Genomic DNA, 22,193 nt, shown 5'->3' on the forward strand with positions numbered 1-22,193 from the left:
ATCGTTTAAAGGATTTTTTTGATGACTACCAGCCCCAAAGTTGCAAGCACCACCGCAGCCCCCACCTTGCCCGCAACAGTAACCGCGCCTGCGGTTGAAAAGTCTCCTGTTGCCAAACCGGCCGCCACCAAAACGGTTGCCGTCAAGATTAGCAGCGCAGCCAAAGCGCCCGCCCCCAAGGCAAAGGCCGTAAAAACCAAGACTGTGAAAAGCCCGGTGGCTGCCGCCGCTGCCAAGCCCAAGGCAGTTGCTGCCAGCAAGCCCACCAAGGTCAAGAAGCCCAAGCTGGTACGTGACAGCTTCACCATTCCCAAAGCCGAATATGTGGTGCTGGACGAGTTGAAGCAACGCACTATCAAACTGGCACAACCCGCCAAGAAAAGTGAATTGCTGCGAGCCGGCATCAAGGCCCTGGCCGCCATGTCGGACAGCGCGCTGCGCACCGCCCTGCAAGCCGTACCCGCCATCAAAACCGGCCGCCCTGCAGCCGCCAGCGCAGATGTGCCGGCAGCCGCTAAAAAAACCCTCAAGAAGGTCGCCAAAAGGGCCTGATTCGGCGACGCATTTGGCGTCCAGGCTGCCATGCCGTGGCGCTGGAAGGTGAACTAAATTGTCTCCGGCCCCTGCACGGATACAACCACGGTCTGCGCCTGGCCGTCCCGCTCACGCCGGCGCAGCCACCACACCGCACCCTTGCGCACCGGCAGCTCCAACTCCCGCAGGCCCAGCAATTGGGCAATCGTCTGCCCCAGGGTAGGTTGGTGCCCCACCAGCAGCACTGCAGACTTGCTGTCGGGCCACTGCGCTGCAGCCAACAACTGCTCTGGCGAACAGCCCGGGGCCAGGTCCGGACGCAGCTTGTAGCGACGCCCCAGGGCTTGCACGGTTTGCTCCGTGCGGCGCGCGGGGCTTGCGAGCACCCGCGTACTCTCGGGCAAATGGCGGTCCAGCCACTGCGCCATGCGCTGGGCCTGCTTGCTACCGCGCGAGGTCAGGGCTCGGTCCATGTCGCCCAGGGTTTCACTCCCCTCTTCAGCTTCGGCATGGCGCCACAAGACCAGATCCATGGTGTTTACGCGTCGTGCGCCCGTCGGTGGAGGCCATAACGCCCCATCAGCGCGGCCTGCGCGCCATGACCTTCTGGCTGCTGCACACGCACATACTGGCCGCCCGCAACCATGTCCCAGGCATCGCGCTGGTCCAGCAGATATGGCACCAGGCACTCATCAATCACACGTTGGCGCAGCTGCGGGTCGGTCACCGGCCAAGCCAGTTCGATACGGCGCAGCATATTGCGGTTCATCCAGTCGGCACTCGACAGGTACAAATCTTCCTGCTCGGCGCTGCGGAAATAAAACACCCGCGAGTGCTCCAGAAAGCGCCCGATGACAGAGCGCACGCGGATATTCTCCGTGCTACCTGGCTCCTGCGCGGGCAGCATGCAGGCACCGCGCACGATCAGGTCGATCTTCACACCCTGCTGGCCTGCCAGCATCAGGGCCGCGATCAGGTGCTCGTCGGTCAGCGCATTCATCTTGGCCACGATGCGGCCCGGCACCCCCTGGGCGGCCGCCTTGCCGACGGCGCGCACCTTGTCGATCAATTTATCGTGCAGCTCGAAGGGAGCCAGCCACAGGCGCTGCAAGCGGGGCAATTTGCTCAGGCCGGCAATGTGCACGAACACATGCTCCATGTCGCCGGTCAGGGCCGGGTCGGCCGTCAGATAGCTCAGGTCTGTGTACAGCCGCGCAGTACGCGGGTTGTAGTTGCCGGTGGACAAATGGCCGTAGCGGCGCAGCTGCTTGCCCTCGCGGCGCGTCACCAGCAGCATCTTGGCGTGGGTCTTCAGACCCACCACGCCATACACCACCTGGGCGCCGATGGATTCCAGCATCTCGGCCCAGTTGATATTCGCCTCTTCGTCGAAACGGGCTTTCAGCTCCAGCACCACGGTGACTTCCTTGCCGCGGCGCACAGCCTCGCGCAGCAAGGCCATTAGCTCGGAATCAGCACCAGTGCGGTAAATGGTCTGCTTGATGGCCAGCACCTGCGGGTCGTTGACGGCCTCGCGCAAAAAGGCCAGCACCGCGTCAAAACTCTCAAACGGCTGGTGGATCAGCACATCACTTTGCTTCAGCCGGTCGAAAAATGACTGCCCCTGCGTCAGCTGCTGGGGCCAGCTGGCATGGAAAGGCGGGAACAGCATCGACGGCCGGTTCACCAGATCGATCAGCTGCGTCAGGCGTGCCAGATTCACCGGGCCATGCACGCGGTACAGCGCCTGCTCGGGCAGCTTGAACTGTTTCAGCAGAAAGGCCGACAGGTATTCCGAACAGTCCGCCGACACCTCCAGACGCACAGCCTGCCCGTAGTGGCGTATCTCCAGCCCCTGGCGTAGCGCGGTGCGCAGGTCGCGTACCTCGTCTTCGTCCACCGCCAGGTCGGAATGGCGGGTGACGCGGAACTGCGAAAACTGCCCCACCGTGCGCCCGGTAAACATCTCTTGCAGATGGGCCCGGATCACGCTGGACAACGACACAAACAGAACGCGCTTGCCCGACACCGCATCTGGCATGCGGATGAAGCGCGGCAGTACACGCGGCACCTTGACGATGGTGATGTCGTTCTCGCGGCCAAAAGCGTCTTCGCCGGTTAGCCGCACGATGAAGTTCAACGACTTGTTGGCCACCTGGGGAAACGGGTGCGACGGGTCCAGGCCCACCGGCATCAGCAGGGGGCGTACCTCGCGGTCAAAGTAGGCTTTGACCCAGCGTCGCTGCTCTGGATTGCGTTCGCCGTGCGAAATGATCTGGAAGCCCTCTTTCTCGAAGGCCGGCATCAGATGCTGGTTGTACAAAGCGTATTGGCGCGCCACCAGGTCGTGTGCCGCAGCAGCTAGCTTCTTGAAGGAATGGACGCTGTAGACGCCTTGGTAGTCGTTGTTCTGCGCAGCGATCAGATGCGGTGCACCCCGCACCTCAAAAAACTCGTCCAGATTGGACGACACAATGCACAGATAGCGCAAACGCTCCAGCAAGGGCACGTCGGCGCGCACCGCCCAGTCCAGCACCCGCTCGTTGAAGGCCAGGATGCTGTGGTCGCGGTCCAGCAAGGGCACGGCAGGCAAATTGGCGGAAGCAGCGGGAGGTTTTTTATGCTGAGACATCAGGTCTTTATAGAGGCTATACAAGGCACGCGGCGCGCGATGCTAATCGCAAGTGTCCCCTCATTTGATGACAGTAATGTGTCAATCCAATGACGACACAAAGCACTAGCCGATGCAATATTTTTGATAGCAAAAACAGCATAGCCATTTATGCTTTTAGCGCAGGTATTGTCTGCGCTAGGCGCCATCATTTTGATAGCATTTTTTGCATAAGCATCAATGGAAATCTCGGCTGCTGGTGGTCAGTTCACCCAGCAGATAGCTGGCGTCGCGCAAATGCTGCGCCAGCAGGTGGCGTACTTCGCCCACGCGCTGCCACTGGCCGTAGACCGCCAACAATTGGGAGTGCAGTAGCTGCGTCCGTTGGCTGTCGCGCAGACTCTTGCGCACGATCACGTTGACGCTACCGGTTTCGTCCTCCAGCGTCACGAACACAATGCCCTTGGCCGTGCCCGGCTGCTGCCGCACAGTGACCAGGCCGCAGGCGCGCACCACGCGGCCCGTCGCCGCCTCGGGCAGCGCAAACAGCTCTGCGGCCGAGAGCAGGCGTTTGCTGCGCAAATACGGCCGCAGCAGGGCCACCGGGTGGCGCCGCAGCGTCATGCCCAGCGCTGCGTAGTCCCAAACGATTTCTTCGGACTCAGGGGCTGCCTCCAGCGCCAGCAGATCCTCATATACCGGTGCATCGCGCAGCAACGCTGGTGTGGCGTGCAGGGCCGACGCGTCCCACACCTGCTGGCGCCTATGGCCCGACAGGCTGGCCAGCGCATCGGCACGGGCCAACGCGTTCAGCGTGGCGGCATCCAGCTGGGCGCGCAGGGCCAGGTCTTCGGTGTTACGGAACGGCTGGACGGCACGCGCCTCCATCAGACGCTGCATCGGCTTCTGCGACACGCCAGACACCAGGCGCAGCCCCAGACGTACCGCGGGTTGCGGCAACCGGCCCGGCTGCAGCGGCCCACCGCTCTCCAGCGTGCAGTCCCAGTCGCTATGCGTCACGTCCGCCGGCCGAACCTCGACACCGTGACGCTGCGCGTCCTGTACCAGCTGCGACGGGCCGTAAAAGCCCATGGGCAGCGAGTTCAGCATGGCCGCCAGAAAGCAGGCCGGCTCGTGGCATTTCATCCAGGCGCTGTCGTAGACCAGCAGCGCGAAGCTGGCGGCATGGCTCTCAGGGAAGCCATAGTCACCAAAGCCCTGCATTTGGCGGAAGATGGCTTCGGCGAACTCAGACGCGTAGCCACGCGCAGCCATGCCATCCATGATGCGCTGGTGGAATTTCTCCAGCCCGCCCTTGCGTTTCCAGGCGGCCATGGCGCGGCGCAACTCATCCGCCTCGCCGGCGCTGAAGCCGGCGGCGATCATCGCGATCTGCATCACCTGCTCTTGAAAAATCGGCACGCCCAGTGTGCGCTCAAGGGCTGGGCCAAGCGCCTCATTGGGCAAGGTTTTGGGCTCCAACCCCTGGCGCCGCCGCAGATACGGGTGCACCATGCCGCCCTGGATCGGCCCGGGCCGCACGATGGCCACCTGTACCACCAGGTCGTAATACTCACGCGGCCGCAACCGGGGCAGCATGCTCTGCTGAGCCCGTGATTCGATCTGGAACACGCCTATGGTGTCGGCGGCGCAGCACATGTCATAGGTGGCATCGTCGCCGTCCTTGATGTGCTGCCGCGTAAAGGCATAGCCGCGCCACTGGCGGATGAAGTTCTGGCAGCGGTGCATAGCCGTCAGCATGCCGAGTGCCAACACGTCCACCTTCAGCAGGCCCAGTGCGTCAATGTCGTCCTTGTCCCATTCGATCGTGGTGCGCTCTTGCATGGACGCGTTGCGCACCGGCACGGTGGAGGTGAGTCGGTCGCCGGTCAGCACAAAACCACCGGTGTGCTGCGACAGATGGCGCGGAAAGCCGACCAGAGCCGGTGCCAGCTCCAGCAGCAGCGCGATGGCCTTGGCGGCCGGGTCGGCGCCGATTTCGCGCAGGCGCTCGGGCATAGCCTCGGGGTCGTCCCACCAGACATGGTTGTGGGCCAGTGCCTCCAGCATGTCCAGCGGCAAGCCTAGTGCCTTGCCCACGTCGCGGATCGCGCTGCGCGAGCGGTAGCTAACCACGGTGGCCGTCAGTGCCGCGCGGTGCCGACCGAAGCGGGTGTACAGGTACTGGATGACCTCCTCGCGCCGCTCGTGTTCAAAGTCCACATCGATGTCCGGCGGCTCGTTACGCTCGCGGCTGATGAAGCGCTCGAACAGCAGGCTGCTGCGCATCGGGTCCACCTCGGTGACATGCAGACAGTAGCAAACCACCGAATTGGCAGCCGAGCCCCGGCCCTGGCACAAGATGTCTTGGCTGCGCGCAAAGCGCACGATGTCGTAGACGGTCAAGAAATACTTCTCATAGCGCAGCTCGCCAATCAGCGCCAGCTCATGCTCCAGCCGCTGCAGCACACCGTCCGGCACGCCGCCCGGGTAGCGCTGGGCCGCACCGGCCAGCGCGCTGAGGCGCAAAAAGCTGGCCGGCGTGTGGCCCTGCGGCACCACCTCCTGCGGATACTCGTATTGCAGCTCATCCAGGTTGAAGGTACACAGCGCGGCAACCAGCAGGCTCTCCTGCAGCAGTTCGATCGGGTACAGGCCAGCCAGCCGCACGCGGGTGCGCAGATGGGCCTCGGCATTCGGCTCCAACGCAAAACCGCACTCAGCCATTGGTCGGCCCAACCGGACGGCGGTGATCACGTCATGCAGGCGCTTGCGCGAACGCACATGCATCAATGCCCCGCTGGCTGCCACCAGGCGCAAGCCACTGCGTTGGCCGACCTGCTGCAGCGTGTGCAGCCAGCGCGCATCGTCCATGCGCTGCAACAATTCCACCGCGATCCAGCTGCGCTGCGGAAACAGGCGCTGCAGCCACTCGGCGCGGGCGCTGATGTGGTCTACATCCATTTCATCCATCCGGCGCTGCGGTGCGAACAAAGCCAGGCATTCATTCAATGCGCCGGCGTGGGCTTCCCAATGCGCGGCATCCTGGCGGTAAGGGTCTTTTTCGGTGCGGCTGCCAGCGCGGCACCGTGTGATCCATTCACACAGCTGGCCGTAACCACGCCGGTTGCGCGCCAGCAGTACCAGCGTGCCGCCGCCCTCCCCCTGCAGCATGAATTCGGCGCCGATCAGCAGATGCAGCGGCGTGCCGCGCGCCGCCACATGGGCTCGCACCACGCCGGCCACCGAACATTCGTCGGTGATCGCCAAAGCCGTGTAACCCAGCTTGAGGGCGCGCGCCACCAGCTCCTGCGGGTGCGAGGCCCCGCGCTGGAAACTGAAGTTGCTCAGGCAGTGCAGCTCGGCATAACCCGGCAAGGCCATGGTGCTGGAGGTGGCGCGGCTATCCATACACACCGTGCAGATACCAGCCCATCGCACCGCGCAGACGTTCGCGGTACACCCAGAGCAGGCCCGATGCCGCGCTGTGGGCGATGAAATAGTCGCGCAAGGTAAGGTCGCCCCCGTGCCCGTCCCCCTGCCCATCCCACCAGCCAGACTCAATACGCTCCGGCCCGGCCAGCAGGGTTAGCGGGCCCTGGTACACCGGCCGGTGGCCGTCCATGCCCAGCGGCAGCGGGCTGCGCAGTATCCAGGGCGGGTGCGAGGCCTGGGCCGGGTCCGGCGTGATTGGCTTGCCGGCCGCCGCAGTGCTGGCCGCGGCCCAGGTCTGCATGTACTGTGGCCGGTGGTCGGCCACGGCCTGGGCACGCAGCACCTGCTGCGGCCCGAGCCGGGCGGCAACACGCTCGATGAACTGCTGCAGCGACTCACCGCGCACCTGGTCCCCCGGTAGCAGGCTCTGGCTACCGACCTGCAGTCGCTCCACGCCCAGCGCCTCCAGCGTGATGGCCACCACCGGTGCGGCCAGCGGGGTGTGGGCCAGATGCTCTGCCAGCAACTTGGCCAGGTGGGATGTATCGCGCGTGGCCTCGGCCGTGCGGACTTCCATAGACCCGGCCGCCGCCTCGCTACGGCGCTGCATATCGTGCTCCCAATGCAGGCGCACTCCGATAGCGCCACTTTGCCGCGCCTGCAACCAGGCTTTCAGCTGCAGCAGCAGGCGCTGCACGCCAAACAACATGCCCTGCGCCACCTCGATGCGGCCGCTGAACTCCAGCCGCAGGCGGAACTGCTCGGGTAGCGCCACCCAGGGGTAGATTTCCGGCTTCAACCCGTACGCCCGGTCCAGTGCATCCAGCACGCCGGCACCAAAACGCCGCGACACGCCCGCGCGCGGCAACGCCCGCACCTGGCCCAGGCTGCGGCAGCCCAGGCGCTGCAGGGTCGGCAGATGGCTGGCCAACGCCGCCAGGCAATGCAGCGGCAAGCTATCCAGCGTGCTCTGCAAAGTCTGCGGTTTGCAGCCCGCCAGCGGGCCACTGTGCTGCCTCAGCAATGCCAACGCCCCCAACGCCGTCGGCGCCACCGCCAGATGGCCGTGCTGCCACAGCGCAGCCTGCTGCTGCACCGCCCGTACCAGGTCGCGCTTGCCATGGAACAGCCGCAGGCTGGCCTCTACCTCCAGCAGCACCGCCTGCTCCACCAGACAGACGCGCGGGCTGAACTGCAGCATCGCCCAGGCCAGGGCCTGCAGCAGCGCGCCGGTGCCCGCGATCGGGTCCGGCGCCGCCTCCGCTTCGGCTTTCGCCTCAAGCGGTGGTGGAAGGGGTGCGAGGGCGATCCACAGCATGGAGCGGGGCGAAAGAAGGCGCCGGTACCCGTGCCGGCTTCACCAGAGCCGGCGGTAGCGCCGGCAGCAGCATCAAGGGGCGGTCCAGCGTGGGGCCGCGGCGTTTCAGAATGCCGATCTCCAGTCGGTGCTCGGGTGCACTGCCCATGCGCAGGCGCAGCGGCGCGGGCGAAGACGCGTCTTGCGCCAACAGCGGGCGGAACGCGAACACCAGCGGAGCCTGCGCCTGGTTGGCGCTTTGCGCGGCCATGTGCAAGCGGCGCAGCTGGTCGGAGCGTGCATGGGCCAGCCAGACCAGCACAGCGCCTACATCGCGGCAGCGCAGCGCCTGCTCGGTGGCCCACAGCTGGTCTGCCGCGCGCTCGGCGTCTATGCGCAGCAGCGCATCCATGGCCAGGCCCTGGCAGGCCAGCGCCGGCATATTCGGCAGCAGCGGGCTGCCCACCAGCACCACCGTGCCGGCCACCGCCCGCAGGGCCGGCAGCAGCAGGCGCCATTCGTGCACGCCGTGCTGGGCCTGCAGGATTTCCGTCAGGCTGCCGCAGGGCCAGCCGCTGCCGGGCAAGGCGGCATCCAGCAGCGCATGGCCGCTGGACACGGTGGCCATGGCGCCCAGGCTCAACTCGCTGGCGCGCCAGACGGAGTCGAGAAAGGGAACGGTGTTGCCGGGCATGGGGTGTTTTCTCAGTTAACTGTTTAAATATACAGTATTTTGAATAGACTGGCAGCTTGTGGAAGCCTCTCAGGCCCAGGTGTGCTGCTGGTGTGTAATGGCGCTCCGCACACAGAAAGACACACTCCATGGGCCCGCAGGAACCAGCCATCCCTCCCCTACCCGGCAGCCCACTGCGCAATGCGGTCGCCGGTCTGTCCGTGGCCGGCTTACTGATCCCCGAAGCCATTGCCTACGCGGGCATTGCCGGTGTGGCGCCGCAGCACGCCATCGTGTCTAGCGTGGCAGGGCTGTTGGCCTATGCCGCCCTGGGCGGTAGCCGGTATGCCATCGTGTCGCCCACTTCTTCGTCTGCCACCATCCTGGCCGCCGCGGTTGCCACGCTGGTGGCGGCGGGCTTCAACACCGCCAGCGCGCTGATGCTGTCATCGGCCATGGTGCTGCTGGTGGGCGCATTGTTTGCACTGAGTGCGGCCGCCCGCATAGGCCATCTGGCGGCCTTCATCTCGCGGCCGGTGCTGCGCGGCTTTGCCTTTGGCCTGGCCGTGACCATCGTCATCAAACAGCTGCCGCATATCGCGGGCGTGGCCGCGCATGGTACAAGCGCCCCCCAGATTCTGTGGCAGCTGCTGCGGGACCTACCGGCCTGGAACCCCTGGACGCTGGGCCTGGGCTGCGGGGCCTATGTCTGCCTGCGGCTGCTGAAACGCATTGCCCTGTTTCCCGCCGCGTTGGCCGTGATGCTGCTGGGCATGGCGGCCGCTGCGCTGCTGGACCTGCCGGCGCACGGCGTGCCCCTGGTGGGCGCCATTGACATGGGCCACATCCATCTGGCATGGCCGACGTTGGACCACAACGCCTGGCTGCGTGTGGCCGAGCTGGCGGTCCCACTGGTGGTAATTCTGTACGCCGAGTCCTGGGGCTCCATACGTACGCTGGCGCTCAAGCACAACGACATGGTGGAACCCAACCGCGAGCTGGCGGCCCTGGGCGCGGCCAATCTGGCGTCGGGCATCTTCCAGGGCTTGCCGGTGGGCGCCGGATTCTCTGCCAGCGCGGCCAACGAGGATGCTGGAGCGCAAGGCAAGACCTCCGGTCTGCTGGCCGCCCTGGTCATTTTTGTGCTGGTGCCGCTGGCCGGCCCCTGGCTGGCCCTGCTGCCGCAGCCGGTGCTGGCCGCGGTGGTTGTGTCGGCCCTGACGCATGCGCTCAACCCGCGCCCCTTGCTGACCCTGTGGCGCCTGGGGCGGGACGAGGTACTGGCCATTTGCGCCGTGCTGGCCGTCATCGCCCTGGGGGTGCTACAAGGCATGCTGCTGGCCGTGCTGCTGTCCATCGTGGCGGCCGTGCGGCGCTTTTCACAAACGCGGGTCAGCGTACTGGGCGAGCTGCCGGGCACGCATGACTTCATCGACGCGGCCCGCCACCCGGAAGCCCGGCTGCACCCTGGCGTACTGGTGGTGCGCCCGGAGGCTCCGCTGTTCTTTGCCAACGCCGAGCAGATCCTAGCCGAGGTGCGCCGGCTGGCCGAAGCCCAGGCGGCGCCGCTGACCATCGTGCTCAGCCTGGAGGAAAGTACCGACCTGGACAGCACCGCCGTGGAGACCCTGGCAGAGTTCCACAGCTGGGCCCTGCGCACAGGCCACCGCCTGCTGCTGGCCCGGGTGAAAGAAAGCGTGCGCGAGTTGCTGCTACGCGGGCCCGGCCCTAGCGCCAGCACCGTCTGCTTCTGGAGCGTGGCCGATGCGGTGCAGGCGGCTATAGATAAAAACGGCCGCTAGCGCAGGCAATACCTGCGGCAGCAGCTATTCATTTAATAGCAAACTGCACCAGACGCCCTATTCCTCATAGGCCACCACGGCCTGCGCTGCCTGCGCCAGGCACTGGGCCAGTGCCGCATCGGTGGGGAAGAAACGGGCCTTGTCGCCCAGCAACAGGTCGGCCACGGCCACGCCCTGCGGGGTTTGGCGCTGTACCGACAGGCGCACCGGCAGGCCATGCACCACGTCGCCCTGTTCGGTGGTTTCACGCACCGGCGGGAAATCCTTCACCAGCTTGGCAATGTCCAGGCCGGAGCCGGTGGCGTTCGGTGGCAGCTGCAGACGCAGGAACTTGGCGTAGCGGCAACGCGCGGTAGCCAGGCTCCAGGCCTCATTGATGCTGAACTGCAGGCCGCCACCGCCAAAGCGGTCGGTCTGTACCTTGCCCATGGCGATGATGAGCTCGTCGTCCTTGAACAGGTCTTTGTTGGCGCTCATGATGGCGTCGCTGACGCGGGCGTCGATCATGCCCGAGCCGTCGTCCAGCCGGAACAGGCCCAGCTTGCCGCGCTGGCCGTTGATGACGCGCAAGTCGCTGATGATGCCGGCCAGCATGACGATGTCGCGGCTGTCCACTGCATCGGCAATCTCGCGCTTGGCGAAGCGGCGCACCTCCTTGCGCACCTCGTCGAACAAATGGCCCGACAGGTAGAAGCCCACTGCCGTTTTCTCCAGCGTCAGCCGCTCCTTGATGCCCCACATCGGGGTTTCGACAAGGTCCGGCTCCTGCGTGCTGGAGCCGTGGCTGTCGTCCTCCAGCATGTCGAACAGGCCGCCCTGGTCGGCATTCGCCAGCGTGGCTGCCGCAAAGGCAAAGGCACGGTCGATGGAGGCGATCAGCGCTGCGCGGTTGATCTCGATAGCGTCAAAGGCGCCGGCCTTGATGAGTGCTTCCACCGTGCGCTTGTTCAGCTTGGACTTGTCCACCCGCACGCAGAAGTCGAACAGGCTCTTGAACGGCCCACCGGCTTCGCGTGCCGCCACGATGGCCTCAATCGCCTGCTGGCCCGAGCCCTTCACGGCGCCCAGGCCGTAGCGGATCAGCTTGTCGGTCACCGGCTCGAAGCGGTAGCGGCCCAGGTTGATGTTGGGCGGCTCGAAGCTCAGGCCCATCTTCACCGCATCCTCAAACAGCAGCTTGAGCTTGTCGGTGTCGTCCATTTCCACCGTCAAGTTGGCGCAGAAGAATTCGGCGCGGTAATGCACCTTCAGCCAACCCGTGTGGTACGCCAGCAACGAGTAGGCGGCAGCATGCGACTTGTTGAAACCATAGCCCGCGAACTTCTCCATCAAGTCGAAGATTTCGTCGGCCTTGGCCTCTGGGATGTTGTGGGTGGCCAGGGCACCGGCGCGGAACTTCTCGCGGTGCTCGGCCATTTCCTCGGCCTTCTTCTTACCCATGGCGCGGCGCAACATGTCCGCGCCGCCAAGCGAGTAGCCGCCCAGGATCTGCGCGGTCTGCATCACCTGCTCCTGGTAGACCATGATGCCGTAGGTCTCGCTCAGCATCTCGGCCACCGCCGGGTGCGGGTACTCCACTTCCTCGCGGCCGTGCTTGCGCGCCACGAAGCTGGGGATCAGGTCCATAGGCCCTGGGCGGTACAGCGCGTTCAACGCAATCAGGTCTTCCAGCCGGCTGGGCTTGGCGTCTTTCAACATGCCCTGCATGCCGCGACTTTCAAACTGGAACACGGCTTCGGTCTTGCCGTCAGAGAACAGCTTGTAAGTGGGCTTGTCGTCCAGCGGGATGTTCTCGAAGGCGAAGTTCTCCTGGCCCGGATGGCGCAGGATGATGAACTCCTTGGCGATCTCCAGGATGGTCAGCGTGGCCAGGCCCAAGAAGTCGAACTTCACCAGGCCGATGGCCTCCACGTCGTCCTTGTCGTACTGGCTCACGGCCGACTCGCTGCCGGGCTGCTGGTACAGCGGGCAGAAGTCGGTGAGCTTGCCCGGGGCAATCAGCACACCCCCGGCGTGCATGCCGATGTTGCGGGTCATGCCCTCCAGCTTTTGCGCCATTTCGATGACGGTCTTCACGTCTTCTTCGGTGCGCACGCGCTCGTACAGCAGGGGCTCCAGCTCCAGCGCGTAGTTGTTCTTGTCGCCGTCCTTCTTGGGTTCGGGCGGATAGGCCAGCGTGTACGACATACCGGGCTTGCCCGGCACCAGCTTGGAGATGCCATCACAGAAGTTGTAGCTCATGTCCATGACACGGCCCACGTCGCGGATGGCCGCCTTGGCGGCCAGGGTTCCGAAGGTGGCGATCTGGCTCACGGCGTTCTTGCCGTATTTTTCCTTCACGTAATCGATCACGCGGTCGCGGTTGCTCTGGCAGAAGTCGATGTCGAAGTCAGGCATGGACACCCGCTCCGGGTTCAGGAAACGTTCGAACAGCAGCTTGTACTGCAGCGGGTCCAGGTCGGTAATCTTCAGCGCATAGGCCACCAGCGAACCGGCACCAGAGCCCCGGCCCGGCCCCACCGGGCAGCCGTTGTTCTTGGCCCAGTTGATGAAGTCCCCCACGATCAGGAAGTAGCCCGGGAAGCCCATCTTCAAAATGGTGGTGAGCTCGAACTCCAGCCGCTCCACATAGCGCGGGCGCTCGGCCTCGCGCTTGGCTTCATCGGGATACAGGTGCAGCAGGCGCTCTTTCAACCCCTCGTGCGATGCGTAGCGGAAATAGTCCTCGGGCGTCATGCGCACGCCATCCACCAGGGGCGTGGGGAAGTCCGGCAGCTGCGGCTTGCCCAGCACCAGGCTCAGGTTGCAGCGCTTGGCGATCTGCAGCGTGTTGGCCACGGCAGAAGGCAGGTCGGCAAACAAGGCCAGCATTTGCTCCGTGGTCTTGAAATACTGCTCGCGGGTGAAGCGGCGCACCCGACGCTGGTTGCCCAAAATCTCGCCTTCAGAAATGCATACCCGGGCCTCGTGGGCGTCGTAGTCATCCACCTCGCCGAACTGCACCGGGTGGGTCGCCACCACCGGCAGCTGCAGGCGCGCCGCCAGTTGCACCGCGCCCACGACCTGGGCCTCGTCGTCCGGCCGGCCGGCGCGTTGCAGCTCCAGGTAAAAGCGCTGGGGGAACAGCGCGGCAAACTGTAGCGCTGCCTCTTCGGCCCGCGCGGTATCGCCCTGCACCAGGGCCTGGCCCACCGGGCCGGCTTGCGCGCCCGAGAGGCAGATCAGCCCCTCGTTCAGCTCCTGCAGCCAGGCCAGCTTGATCACCGCCTGGTTCTTCACAATATTCTGGGTAAAGCCGCGCGCCAGCAGCTCGGACAGGTTCAAGTAGCCCTGCTTGTTCTGCACCAGCACGATCACGCGGCTCAGCGCCGTCAGGTCCAGGCCCTGGCCTTCCAGAAAAATCTCGGCGCCGATGATGGGTTTGACGCCCTTGCCCCGGCCTTCCTTGTAGAACTTGAGCGCGCCGAACAGGTTGCTCAGGTCGGTAATCGCCAGCGCGGGCTGCTGGTCCTTGGCGGCGGCTTTGACGACTTCGTCGATGCGGTTGGTGCCGTCAACGACGGAAAATTCGGTATGGAGGCGGAGATGGACAAACATCCGACCATTTTAGGTCGCGGGCCAAGTCTGAAAGCGGGCTCTTAAAATCGCTGGGTGAACTCCATCCTGAACATCTCCTCCTACAAATTCGTCCCCCTGCCAGACGCGGCAGCCCTGCGCGAGCAGCTGCACGCCTGGGCCCTGGAGCTGCAACTCAAGGGCACCATCCTGCTGGCAGGCGAAGGCATCAACCTGTTCCTGGCTGCGCCCGAGGCCGCCGTGCGTGCCTTTGTGGCCCGCCTGCAGCAAGACCCGCGCTTTGCCGACCTGGCGCCCAAGGAAAGCTGGTCGACCGCCCAGCCCTTCAAGAAGATGCTGGTGAAGGTAAAGAACGAAATCATCCGCATGGACTGCCCCACCATCCAGCCCGACTTCAGCCGCCCGGACGGCCGTGCACCCGCCGTCAGCGCGGCCACGCTGAAACGCTGGCTGGACCAGGGCGTGGACGACGAAGGTCGCCCTGTGGTCACGCTGGACACGCGCAACGCCTTCGAGGTGGACCACGGCACGTTTGACGATGCCATCGACTGGCGCATAGACAAGTTCAGCCAGTTTCCCCCGGCCCTGCTGGAACACAAGGCCGAGCTGCAGGACAAAACCGTGGTGAGCTTTTGCACCGGTGGCATACGCTGCGAAAAAGCCGCCATCCTGATGCGCGAACAGGGGCTGGAGCATGTGTACCAGCTGGAAGGCGGCATCCTTAAATACTTCGAGGAAACCGATGGCAGCCACTACCACGGCAGCTGCTTTGTGTTCGACGAGCGGCGCACGCTGGAAGCCGATCTGTCGGCCAGCGACCTGGCTGCAGCGAAAATCTAGGCTTCAAGCCTTTTAGGCCGCCAGCGCAGAATATACCTGCGCTGGAAGCTATCAATAAAATAGCAAAACACTCACGACACCGAGTTGCCCGAGCCGGCAATCTGCACCGTTTTGTTGTCGTTGCCCGTGACCGTGGCGGTCTGCGTAATGCCCAGGGCCTGTGCCTGCTGGCGGCCTTGCTCCAGCCACTGCTGCAGGAATGCCGCCAAGGCCGGGTCGGCCTGTACCGCCGCCTTGAGCTGCTTGCGCAGATCTGCCTGGTTGTCGGCATCTTCGGGTTGCTTGGCCAGGTCTTGCAGCGGCTTTTCGGCCGGCGTGCCACCCAGGCGCTGCTTGAACTTGTCCAGCAAAGCACCCATGGCCGACTTGCCCAGTTCCTCTGCGCCTTTGTCCACGGCCTTGGCCAGCAAGGGTGACAGCAGCGCCACGGTGCTGCTGACCAGGGCGGAAAGGGTTACGGGATCGATCATGGCGGTGCTTCCTCATCGGTTTGGGCAAAAAAAGGCTGTAGCGGGGTCAGCAACGCCTGGTCGGGCTCCTGGCCTGCAGCCTGGCATAGCGCAAAGTAGTCGCTCAACAATGGCTGCATCAGCTCCACATAGGCCTCGGTCCGTTGCAGAAAATGCGGCAACAGGGCCTGCACCGCCGCCTGGGCAACGGCGAGGGCGCCACCGGCGCCCTCGCCCTCTTCCCTGTGGATGCACACGGCCAACAGATACAGCGACCGGGCCAGGTCGGGGCCATACAAATCGGGCAGCTGCGCCGCCAGGGGGCGGTACAAATCCACAGACTGCTGCGCCGCCTGCCGGGCCGCACCAAACTGTTCCTGCGTGGCATGGGCACGGGAAAGGATGAAAAGCGCTCTGGCCCAGTCCGCAGAAAACACGCCAGGCCGCGCCACCTCCAACCCTTGGTGCAACACGGTCGCCTGCTGCGCTGTTTCAACGGCGGCGTCAACCAAGCCATTGGCCAGCTGCATACCCGCCAGATTGCTCAGCGCCTTGCCCAGCTCAGGGGTATACACATCCGGTGCGTGCAGGGCCAGACTGCGATACAGGTCGGCGGACTCCTGCGCCGACTGCAGGGCGGCGGCAGGCTCGCCGGACTCCACTTGAGATTTGGTCAGATTCAGCAAGGCCATGGCCAGGTCGGGCTGGAACACCTCGGGCCGCTGCAATGCCAGCTGGTGGTAGGTGTCCACCGCTTGCTGCGCCGACTGCAGAGCCTCTGCATGCTGGCCCAATGCGCTGTGGATGTAAGACAGATTCGTCTGCGACCGTGCGAGCAGCGACAAAAACACCTCGGGCCGCTGCCGGGCCAGTTGCCGGTGCAAATCCAGTGCCTCCTGGGCCACGGGCAAAGCCATTTGAAACTGGCCCAGCTCGACCTGCGATTTGGTCAGATTGAACAACGAAAACGCCAGCTCCGAGGTAAATAGGTCGGGCCGCTGTGCGGCCAGCGCACGGTACAGCTCCACCGCCTCCAGAGCACTCTGCAAAGCCGCCTGCGACTGGCCCTGCTGGCTGTGGATATAGGCCAGGTTGTTCAGCGACCTGGCCAGATTCGGTGCGTACACATCCGGCTGCTGCGCCACCAGGCCGCGGTACAAAATAATGGATTGATTCACTGTGTGCAGAGCCGCCCCCAGCTGCCCCATCTCGATCTGCGCCTTGGCCAGGTTCAGCTGGGCCACGGCCCAGTCTGGCGTAAAGGCCTCGGGTTGCTGTGCCACCAGGCCGGCGTACAGAGCCACGGCCTGCAGCCCCGCCCGCACAGCGGCCTTCGCCTGCGCCAGATTGCTGTGCATAAACGCCAGGTTGTTCAGGGCCCGGCCCAGGTCGGCGGTGAATAGGTCTGGCTGCTGCTCCGCCAGGCTGCGGTACAGCGCCTCGGCCTGTTGCGCGGCCAGCAAAGCGGCTTCGGGCTGCCCCACCTGTGACTGTGCGAGAGACAGGCTCAGCAAGGCCGCCGCCTGCAGTCCAGGGTTCGCAGTGGGGTCGTCCGCACATTGGGTCTGCAGGCATTGCGCCACCCGCAGGCTGACATCGCCCAGCACCACGCTCCCCATGGGCAGGCTGAACAGTAGCTGCAATAGCGCAGGCACATCCTGCTGGGCCGCATCCACCATGGCATTCAGCCATTGCAGCGGCAGCGGTGACTCGGCGGCAAAGTCCTGTGCGCAGCGGACTGCGGCCTCGGCCACCTTATGGCCCAGGGTGGCATAGCAGCGCTGCACGGCGTCCGGGTCATCGCGTAGTACCTGCAGCACCAGGGCCTCGCCAATCAGGTCGGGGGTAACGGGGGCTATGCCGCCGGGCTGCGGCAGGGCTTGCTCCAGCAGCTTGGCCACGGCGGGTGGTGCGCCCTCCCAGCCGGAGACGGCCTTCTCCGCCACCGCGAACGCAATGAACGCCTTGTGCTCCAGCCCCTGGGCCAGCGTGGCGCAGGCGGCCAGGTGCAGCACCCAAGCCGGGTCCAGGTGCTGCGCCTGGGCCAGTTTTTGCAGGCGCTGTATCTCCCAGCCAGCCACCGCCATCGCCAGGTCGGTACGCCCCAGGGACAAGGCCTGGGCATGGCCCAGCCTGGCCATGTGCATGGCGGCCATCATCAGAAACAAGGGATCACCGCCCCAGGGCGCGGCCATCAATTGGGCCTGCAGCACGGGCCCGTCCAGCGGCAACCAGATGGCCTGCTGGTCCAGCATATTGCGCAGCAGCGCCAGCCGGTCCTGCTGCTCCACCAGGCGGCGGATTTCCACTGGCACAGGCGGGTCCAGCAAGGCCTGGCGGGCGTACTGGCGCGCGTCACCGCCAAACACGGTTTGCCACCAGCCGCCCTGAGGGTCGGCATGGCGCTCCAGCAGCAGCAGGCGCAGCGGATGCGAAGGATCTGACGGGGGCTGGCTGTGGTCGGCCAGCTCGGACAACCAGAGCTTCAGGGTTTCGGCCTTGGCGGCGGCGTAGTCGATCACCACCAGGGTGGGCTTCTGCCAACGCCAGGCACTGAGGTTTTGCTGGGCCACAAAGCGGTCCAGCTCGGCGCCGGTGATGAAGCCGGTGTTCCAGCCCTCTTGCGCCAGGCTGTCACACAGGTCCAGCGCCAGCCGGGTCTTGCCGCTGCCGCCGCTGCCCACCATGACCCGCACGCTGATGGGTCTGGCGTCTTGCAAAAAGCTGCGCAGGCTGGCCATTTCCGCATCGCGGCCCAGCAGGGGCGTGGAGCGTGCATAGGGGGTGAGCCGGTTCAGGGGGGTGTCCAGCCTGCGTTGCGCCTCGAACCGCGTCAGCACCAGATGCGCGCGGCCCAGCTGCACGATGTTGTTGTCACCTTCGATTTGGACAACGGTATTGCCGTCGCCAAAGATGCTTGCGGTGTGGCCCATGGCGCGGATTATGGAGCCGGGCGCCGGTTTGGGATAGCGGATTTCCTGCAGCCTATGCTATAAAAATATGAGCTGCCTGCGCAGGTAATTTCTGCGCTGCAGGCCTATTTCGTATAAATTTCGGCAGGCCAGGCGATGGCAGTGACCGCGCGCACATGCTCGCGCAGCCAGCAGTGCACCGGGTCGCCGTGCATGCGCGGGTGCCAGTTGAGGGCAATGTCCACGCCCTGGGTCTGCACCGGCAGCGCAAAAATGAAAAACTGGCCGGCTCCGGCGTTCCACAGCGCAAAGGGCTCCGGCATCACAGCTATGCAGTCCGAGGCCTGCACCATGGCCAACGCCGTCTGGAAACCCGGCACCACCGCCACCACCTGGCGTTGCGCTCCCACGACCTGCAGGGCCTCGTCGATGGAGCCGTGGGCGCGCCCGCGCCGCGACGGCGTCACATGCGGCCAGCGGGTGAAGGCTGCCACATCCACTTCGGCCAGTTGTTGCAACGCATGCCCGGCCCGCACCACGCCCACAAAGCCGACCCGCATCAGCAGCTGGCTTTTGATTTCCGGCGCGGGCGCATGCAGCACGCCCAGGTCCAGATCGATCTCGCCGCTGCGCAGCTGCTCCATATGCGTATCGGTGCGGGGCACGAAGCGCAGGCGCACACCGGGCGCCTCGGCGAGAGTGCGCGCCAGCAGCCGGGGTGCCCAGGCGCCGATGAAGCCGTCGTTGGCGCGCAGCGTCAGCGTGCGTTCCAGGCGGCTGAAGTCCACCACCGGCGGAGCCAGAATGCCGCGCACATCTTCCATCGCGGCCTGTACCCGTTCCCGCAGGTCCAATGCCCTGGCCGTGGGTACCAGGCGGCGGCCGGCCAGCACAAACAGCGGGTCGCCAAGGGCATGGCGCAAATGCGCCAAGCGCCGGCTCATGGCGGGCGCGCTGAGGTGCAGCTTCTTGGCCGCGCCGGCCACACTGCCTTCGCTGAGCAAGGCGTCCAGATCGATCAGGTGGTTCAGGTCCATGGTGCGGTGATTCTCCCGCATGCATGCACAGCTTGCATGGATATAGATCGAATGTTGCACTTTATTGATGCATCGAAACACTGAAAAATAGACCCAACTTGATACCCACAAGGTAACCGTATGTCCACATCTTCTTCCGCTCCCGCCTCTTTCAGCAGCTTCCAGGGCGCCGCACTTGCGCCGCTGGCGGCCGTGTTGCTGTGGACCGGCAACACCATCGTCACCAAGGCTGCGGCTGCGGTGATTGCGCCGGCATCCATCGCCTTGTACCGCTGGTTGCTGGCGTTTTTGATACTGACGCCGTTTCTCGGGCGCGCCGCCTGGCAACACCGCGCCACCATCCTGCAGCACCTGCCCAAGCTGGCTGTACTGGGCGGCCTGGGCATGGCCACCTACCAAAGCCTGGCTTACGAAGCCGCCAGGACCACCACCGCGGTGAATATGGGCGCCATCGTGGCCTGCATGCCACTGCTGTCGGCGCTGTTGGCAAGCGCCATGGCGGGGGAAGATCTTTCCGCCCGCAAGCTGGTGGGCATAACCGTTTCCCTGCTGGGCCTGCTGGTGCTGACCACGCACGGCGCGCCGTGGGCCTTGCTACAGGGCTCGGTGCAGGTGGGCGATGTGTGGATGCTGCTGGCCGTATCGTCGAATGCGTTGTACGGCGTGCTGCTGAAGCGCTGGAACCTGCCGCTTTCGACCTGGCAGCAGCTGTATGCGCAGATTGCCATGGGCATCTTGTGCCTGCTGCCGTTCTGGCTGGGCAGCAGCATATCGCCCATCACCGCAGCGAATGCGCCGCTGGTGCTGTACGCAGCCATTCCGGCCTCCATAGGCGCACCATTTTTCTGGATGACTGGCATCAAGTTCTGGGGTGCGGCCCGCGCCACTCTGACCATGAACCTGCTGCCGGTGCTGGTGGCGTTGGCGGCTTGGGCGCTGCTGGGGGAAGAGCTGCACAGCTACCACGCCGTGGGAGGCCTGGTGGCGTTGGCGGGTGTGGCCTGGGGGCTGAGCAAGCCCAAGAGCGTGTCTACGATTTAAGGACGGCGCGGCGGCAGCGGGATGAATTCCGTATCGCCCGGCACCTGGCCCATGCGCTGCGCCTCCCAGTCGTCCTGGGCCTGCAAAATGCGCTCCTTGCGGCTGGAGACAAAGTTCCAGCTAATGAAGCGGTGGCCGTCCAGCGCGTCACCGCCCAGCACCACCAGGCGCGCGGCTGCCGTGCTGCGGATGGTGGTAGTCACGCCGGAGGCCAGCAGCGCCAAGGTGTGTGATGGCAGCACGGTGCCATCCACCTCCAGCTCGGCATCCACGCAGTACAGCGCCAGTTCCTGCTCCAGCGGCGGCAATTCAAAACTACCGCCAGCGGACAACGCAATATCCAGGTACAGGGTGGAAGCGAATGTGGGCACGGGCGAACGCAGACCCCAGGCCTGGCCCACCAGCACGCGTATATCGGCATCGCCCAGCGTGAGCTCGGGAATATCGGCCGCCGCCGTGTGGCTGAAGCTGGGTTCCACCTCTTCAAACGCCTGGGGCAAGGCGGCCCACAGCTGCAGGCCGTGGTTGACGTAGGTGGACTCGGCCAGGGCCGGCGGCGGGCGCTCGGAATGCACGATGCCGCGCCCGGCGGTCATCCAGTTGATGGCGCCTGGCTCGATCTGCTGGACCACGCCCAGGCTGTCGCGGTGCAGCATCGCGCCTTCGAATAAGTAGGTCACCGTGGCCAGGCCAATGTGCGGATGCGGACGCACCGCATGGCCGCCACCAGGCGGAATGGTGACCGGACCGAAATGGTCAAAAAACAGGAATGGACCGACCGACTGGCGCTGTGCCGATGGCAGCAAGCGGCGCACCATGAAGCCACCGCCCAAATCCTTGGTGTGGCCTGTTAATTGATGTTCGATGCTCATGGGTCGGCTCCTGATGTTCTGGTGAACAAGTGAAAACGCCAGGCCGAATGGCCTGGCGTTCGAGTTTTGCCAAGCCTGCAGTTTATGCCTTGAACTTGGCGGTGATGTCAGCTACGCGCTTGCCGTAGTTCTTGGCGGTGTCCAGGTCGCCCTGCGACATTTCTGCGGGGCTGGAATCCGAGGGCGACTGCACCAGCACGCCCACCGAACCACCAATGTTATTCAGGTCATTGCGGGTAGCGGCCTTGGTGTTGCTGGGCATTTGGCCCAGGCTGACCCAGATGCCACCTTGTTGCGATGCCAGGGTTTGCAGATAGATCAGGGTGACTTGCTTGTCACCGCTGAAGCTGGCGCTGTTGGTAAAGCCGCCAAACACTTTGTCTTTCCAGGCGCTGGTGAACCAGGCTTTGCTGGAGGCATCGGCAAACTTCTTGAACTGCCAGCTCGGGCCACCCATGTAGGTGGGCGTGCCGAAGATGATGGCGTCTGCTGCGCCGATCATGGCCCAGCCCGCTTCGGACACATTGCCCTCAGCATCGATAGCGATCAGCTCGGCATTCGCGCCTTCGGCCACAGCCTGGGCAACGCGTTGGGTGTGGCCATAGCCAGAGTGGTAGACAACAACAGTCTTAGTCATACAAGTTTCTTTCTTGAAAAGTTAAACACAGGGCACACGAGAAATACTGTAACGGAGCTCAATTACCGCTGCGGGCATCCAGGCTCCAAGCGCCAGGACCCCAGGCGGCCAGGGTCAGCAGGCCACCCACCACGGCGATATTCTTGATGAACAGCAGCTGGGTCACCATCGCAGCTTCGGCCGGCACGGCCCAAAACGCGTGGAAGAAGAAGCTGGCCACCAGGGTGAAAACCGACAAGGCCAGTGCTGCCCAGCGGGTACCCAGGCCAAAGACCAAGGCCAAGCCACCACCCACTTCAAACAGGATGGCGAACAGCGCGCTCAGCGTAGGAAACGGCATGTTCACCGAGCTGATATAGCCCACAGTGCCCGCAAAGCCCGTGATCTTGCCGATACCGGCCGGCAGGAACAGGACGGCCAGCAACAGACGGCCAATAAAGCTCAGAGGATTTTGCAAAGTTTTGAACATGGTGTTTT

The 22,193-nt window shown here is 64.8% G+C and carries 16 protein-coding genes; 4 read left to right on the top strand and 12 right to left on the bottom strand.

The features are described from left to right. Positions 1-21: 21 nt before the first annotated feature. The gene (locus AC07O2_RS12840) at positions 22-552 is read left to right on the top strand and encodes a hypothetical protein (RefSeq protein WP_495076133.1); all 531 of its coding nucleotides are present in this window, start codon (positions 22-24) and stop codon (positions 550-552) included. Positions 553-605: 53 nt separating this feature from the next. Here the strand turns inward: AC07O2_RS12840 and sixA are convergent, their stop codons facing one another. The 5 genes from sixA to imuA form a co-directional block, all read right to left on the bottom strand. Beyond that, the gene (gene sixA / locus AC07O2_RS12845) at positions 606-1,067 is read right to left on the bottom strand and encodes a phosphohistidine phosphatase SixA (protein WP_495076134.1); all 462 of its coding nucleotides are present in this window, start codon (positions 1,065-1,067) and stop codon (positions 606-608) included. A gap of 5 nt (positions 1,068-1,072) precedes the next feature. Continuing rightward, a complete protein-coding gene (gene ppk1 / locus AC07O2_RS12850) occupies positions 1,073-3,166 on the bottom strand; it encodes a polyphosphate kinase 1 (protein ID WP_495076135.1) in 2,094 nt (697 codons plus the stop codon). Positions 3,167-3,382: 216 nt separating this feature from the next. Further along, positions 3,383-6,556: an error-prone DNA polymerase gene (locus AC07O2_RS12855; protein ID WP_495076136.1), complete on the bottom strand. Its 3,174-nt coding sequence runs from the start codon at positions 6,554-6,556 to the stop codon at positions 3,383-3,385. Beyond that, the gene (locus AC07O2_RS12860) at positions 6,549-7,898 is read right to left on the bottom strand and encodes a Y-family DNA polymerase (RefSeq protein WP_495076137.1); all 1,350 of its coding nucleotides are present in this window, start codon (positions 7,896-7,898) and stop codon (positions 6,549-6,551) included. The genes AC07O2_RS12855 and AC07O2_RS12860 overlap by 8 nt, the downstream gene beginning before the upstream one ends. Beyond that, positions 7,858-8,571, bottom strand: a complete 714-nt coding sequence (gene imuA / locus AC07O2_RS12865; RefSeq protein ID WP_495076138.1) for a translesion DNA synthesis-associated protein ImuA — start codon at positions 8,569-8,571, stop codon at positions 7,858-7,860. The genes AC07O2_RS12860 and imuA overlap by 41 nt, the downstream gene beginning before the upstream one ends. Positions 8,572-8,699: 128 nt before the next feature. Here imuA and AC07O2_RS12870 point away from each other — a divergent pair, with 128 nt between their 5' ends. Next, positions 8,700-10,352, top strand: coding sequence for a SulP family inorganic anion transporter (locus AC07O2_RS12870; RefSeq protein WP_495076139.1), 1,653 nt, complete (start codon positions 8,700-8,702; stop codon positions 10,350-10,352). A gap of 57 nt (positions 10,353-10,409) precedes the next feature. Here AC07O2_RS12870 and dnaE read toward each other — a convergent pair whose 3' ends face one another. Next, a complete protein-coding gene (dnaE, locus tag AC07O2_RS12875) occupies positions 10,410-13,949 on the bottom strand; it encodes a DNA polymerase III subunit alpha (RefSeq protein WP_495076140.1) in 3,540 nt (1,179 codons plus the stop codon). 54 nt (positions 13,950-14,003) lie between these two features. On the opposite strand from dnaE, the gene AC07O2_RS12880 reads away from it, so the two are divergent. Then, positions 14,004-14,768 carry a sulfurtransferase gene (locus tag AC07O2_RS12880; protein ID WP_495076141.1) on the top strand — a complete coding sequence of 255 codons (765 nt, stop codon included), beginning with the start codon at positions 14,004-14,006 and terminating at the stop codon, positions 14,766-14,768. A gap of 71 nt (positions 14,769-14,839) precedes the next feature. Here AC07O2_RS12880 and AC07O2_RS12885 read toward each other — a convergent pair whose 3' ends face one another. The 3 genes from AC07O2_RS12885 to AC07O2_RS12895 form a co-directional block, all read right to left on the bottom strand. Further along, positions 14,840-15,238, bottom strand: a complete 399-nt coding sequence (locus AC07O2_RS12885) for a hypothetical protein (RefSeq protein ID WP_495076142.1) — start codon at positions 15,236-15,238, stop codon at positions 14,840-14,842. Continuing rightward, entirely contained in the window at positions 15,235-18,150 is a 2,916-nt protein-coding gene (locus AC07O2_RS12890; RefSeq protein ID WP_495076143.1) for a tetratricopeptide repeat protein, read from the bottom strand. The genes AC07O2_RS12885 and AC07O2_RS12890 overlap by 4 nt, the downstream gene beginning before the upstream one ends. 104 nt (positions 18,151-18,254) lie before the next feature. Next, positions 18,255-19,166 carry a LysR family transcriptional regulator gene (locus tag AC07O2_RS12895; protein WP_495076144.1) on the bottom strand — a complete coding sequence of 304 codons (912 nt, stop codon included), beginning with the start codon at positions 19,164-19,166 and terminating at the stop codon, positions 18,255-18,257. Between the two features lie 120 nt (positions 19,167-19,286). On the opposite strand from AC07O2_RS12895, the gene AC07O2_RS12900 reads away from it, so the two are divergent. Next, on the top strand, positions 19,287-20,207 hold the full coding sequence (locus AC07O2_RS12900) for a DMT family transporter (protein WP_495076145.1): 921 nt from the start codon (positions 19,287-19,289) through the stop codon (positions 20,205-20,207). Here the strand turns inward: AC07O2_RS12900 and AC07O2_RS12905 are convergent. The 3 genes from AC07O2_RS12905 to AC07O2_RS12915 all read right to left on the bottom strand — a co-directional run bounded on the left by AC07O2_RS12905 (position 20,204) and on the right by AC07O2_RS12915 (position 22,185). Then, the gene (locus AC07O2_RS12905) at positions 20,204-21,079 is read right to left on the bottom strand and encodes a pirin family protein (RefSeq protein WP_495076146.1); all 876 of its coding nucleotides are present in this window, start codon (positions 21,077-21,079) and stop codon (positions 20,204-20,206) included. The genes AC07O2_RS12900 and AC07O2_RS12905 overlap by 4 nt on opposite strands. Before the next feature lie 82 nt (positions 21,080-21,161). Beyond that, positions 21,162-21,716 carry a flavodoxin family protein gene (locus AC07O2_RS12910; RefSeq protein ID WP_495076147.1) on the bottom strand — a complete coding sequence of 185 codons (555 nt, stop codon included), beginning with the start codon at positions 21,714-21,716 and terminating at the stop codon, positions 21,162-21,164. Positions 21,717-21,774: 58 nt separating this feature from the next. Then, positions 21,775-22,185, bottom strand: coding sequence for a DoxX family protein (locus AC07O2_RS12915; protein WP_495076148.1), 411 nt, complete (start codon positions 22,183-22,185; stop codon positions 21,775-21,777). Between the last annotated feature and the right edge of the window lie 8 nt (positions 22,186-22,193).

It is taken from the genome of Rhodoferax sp. GW821-FHT10B06 (assembly GCF_059415605.1).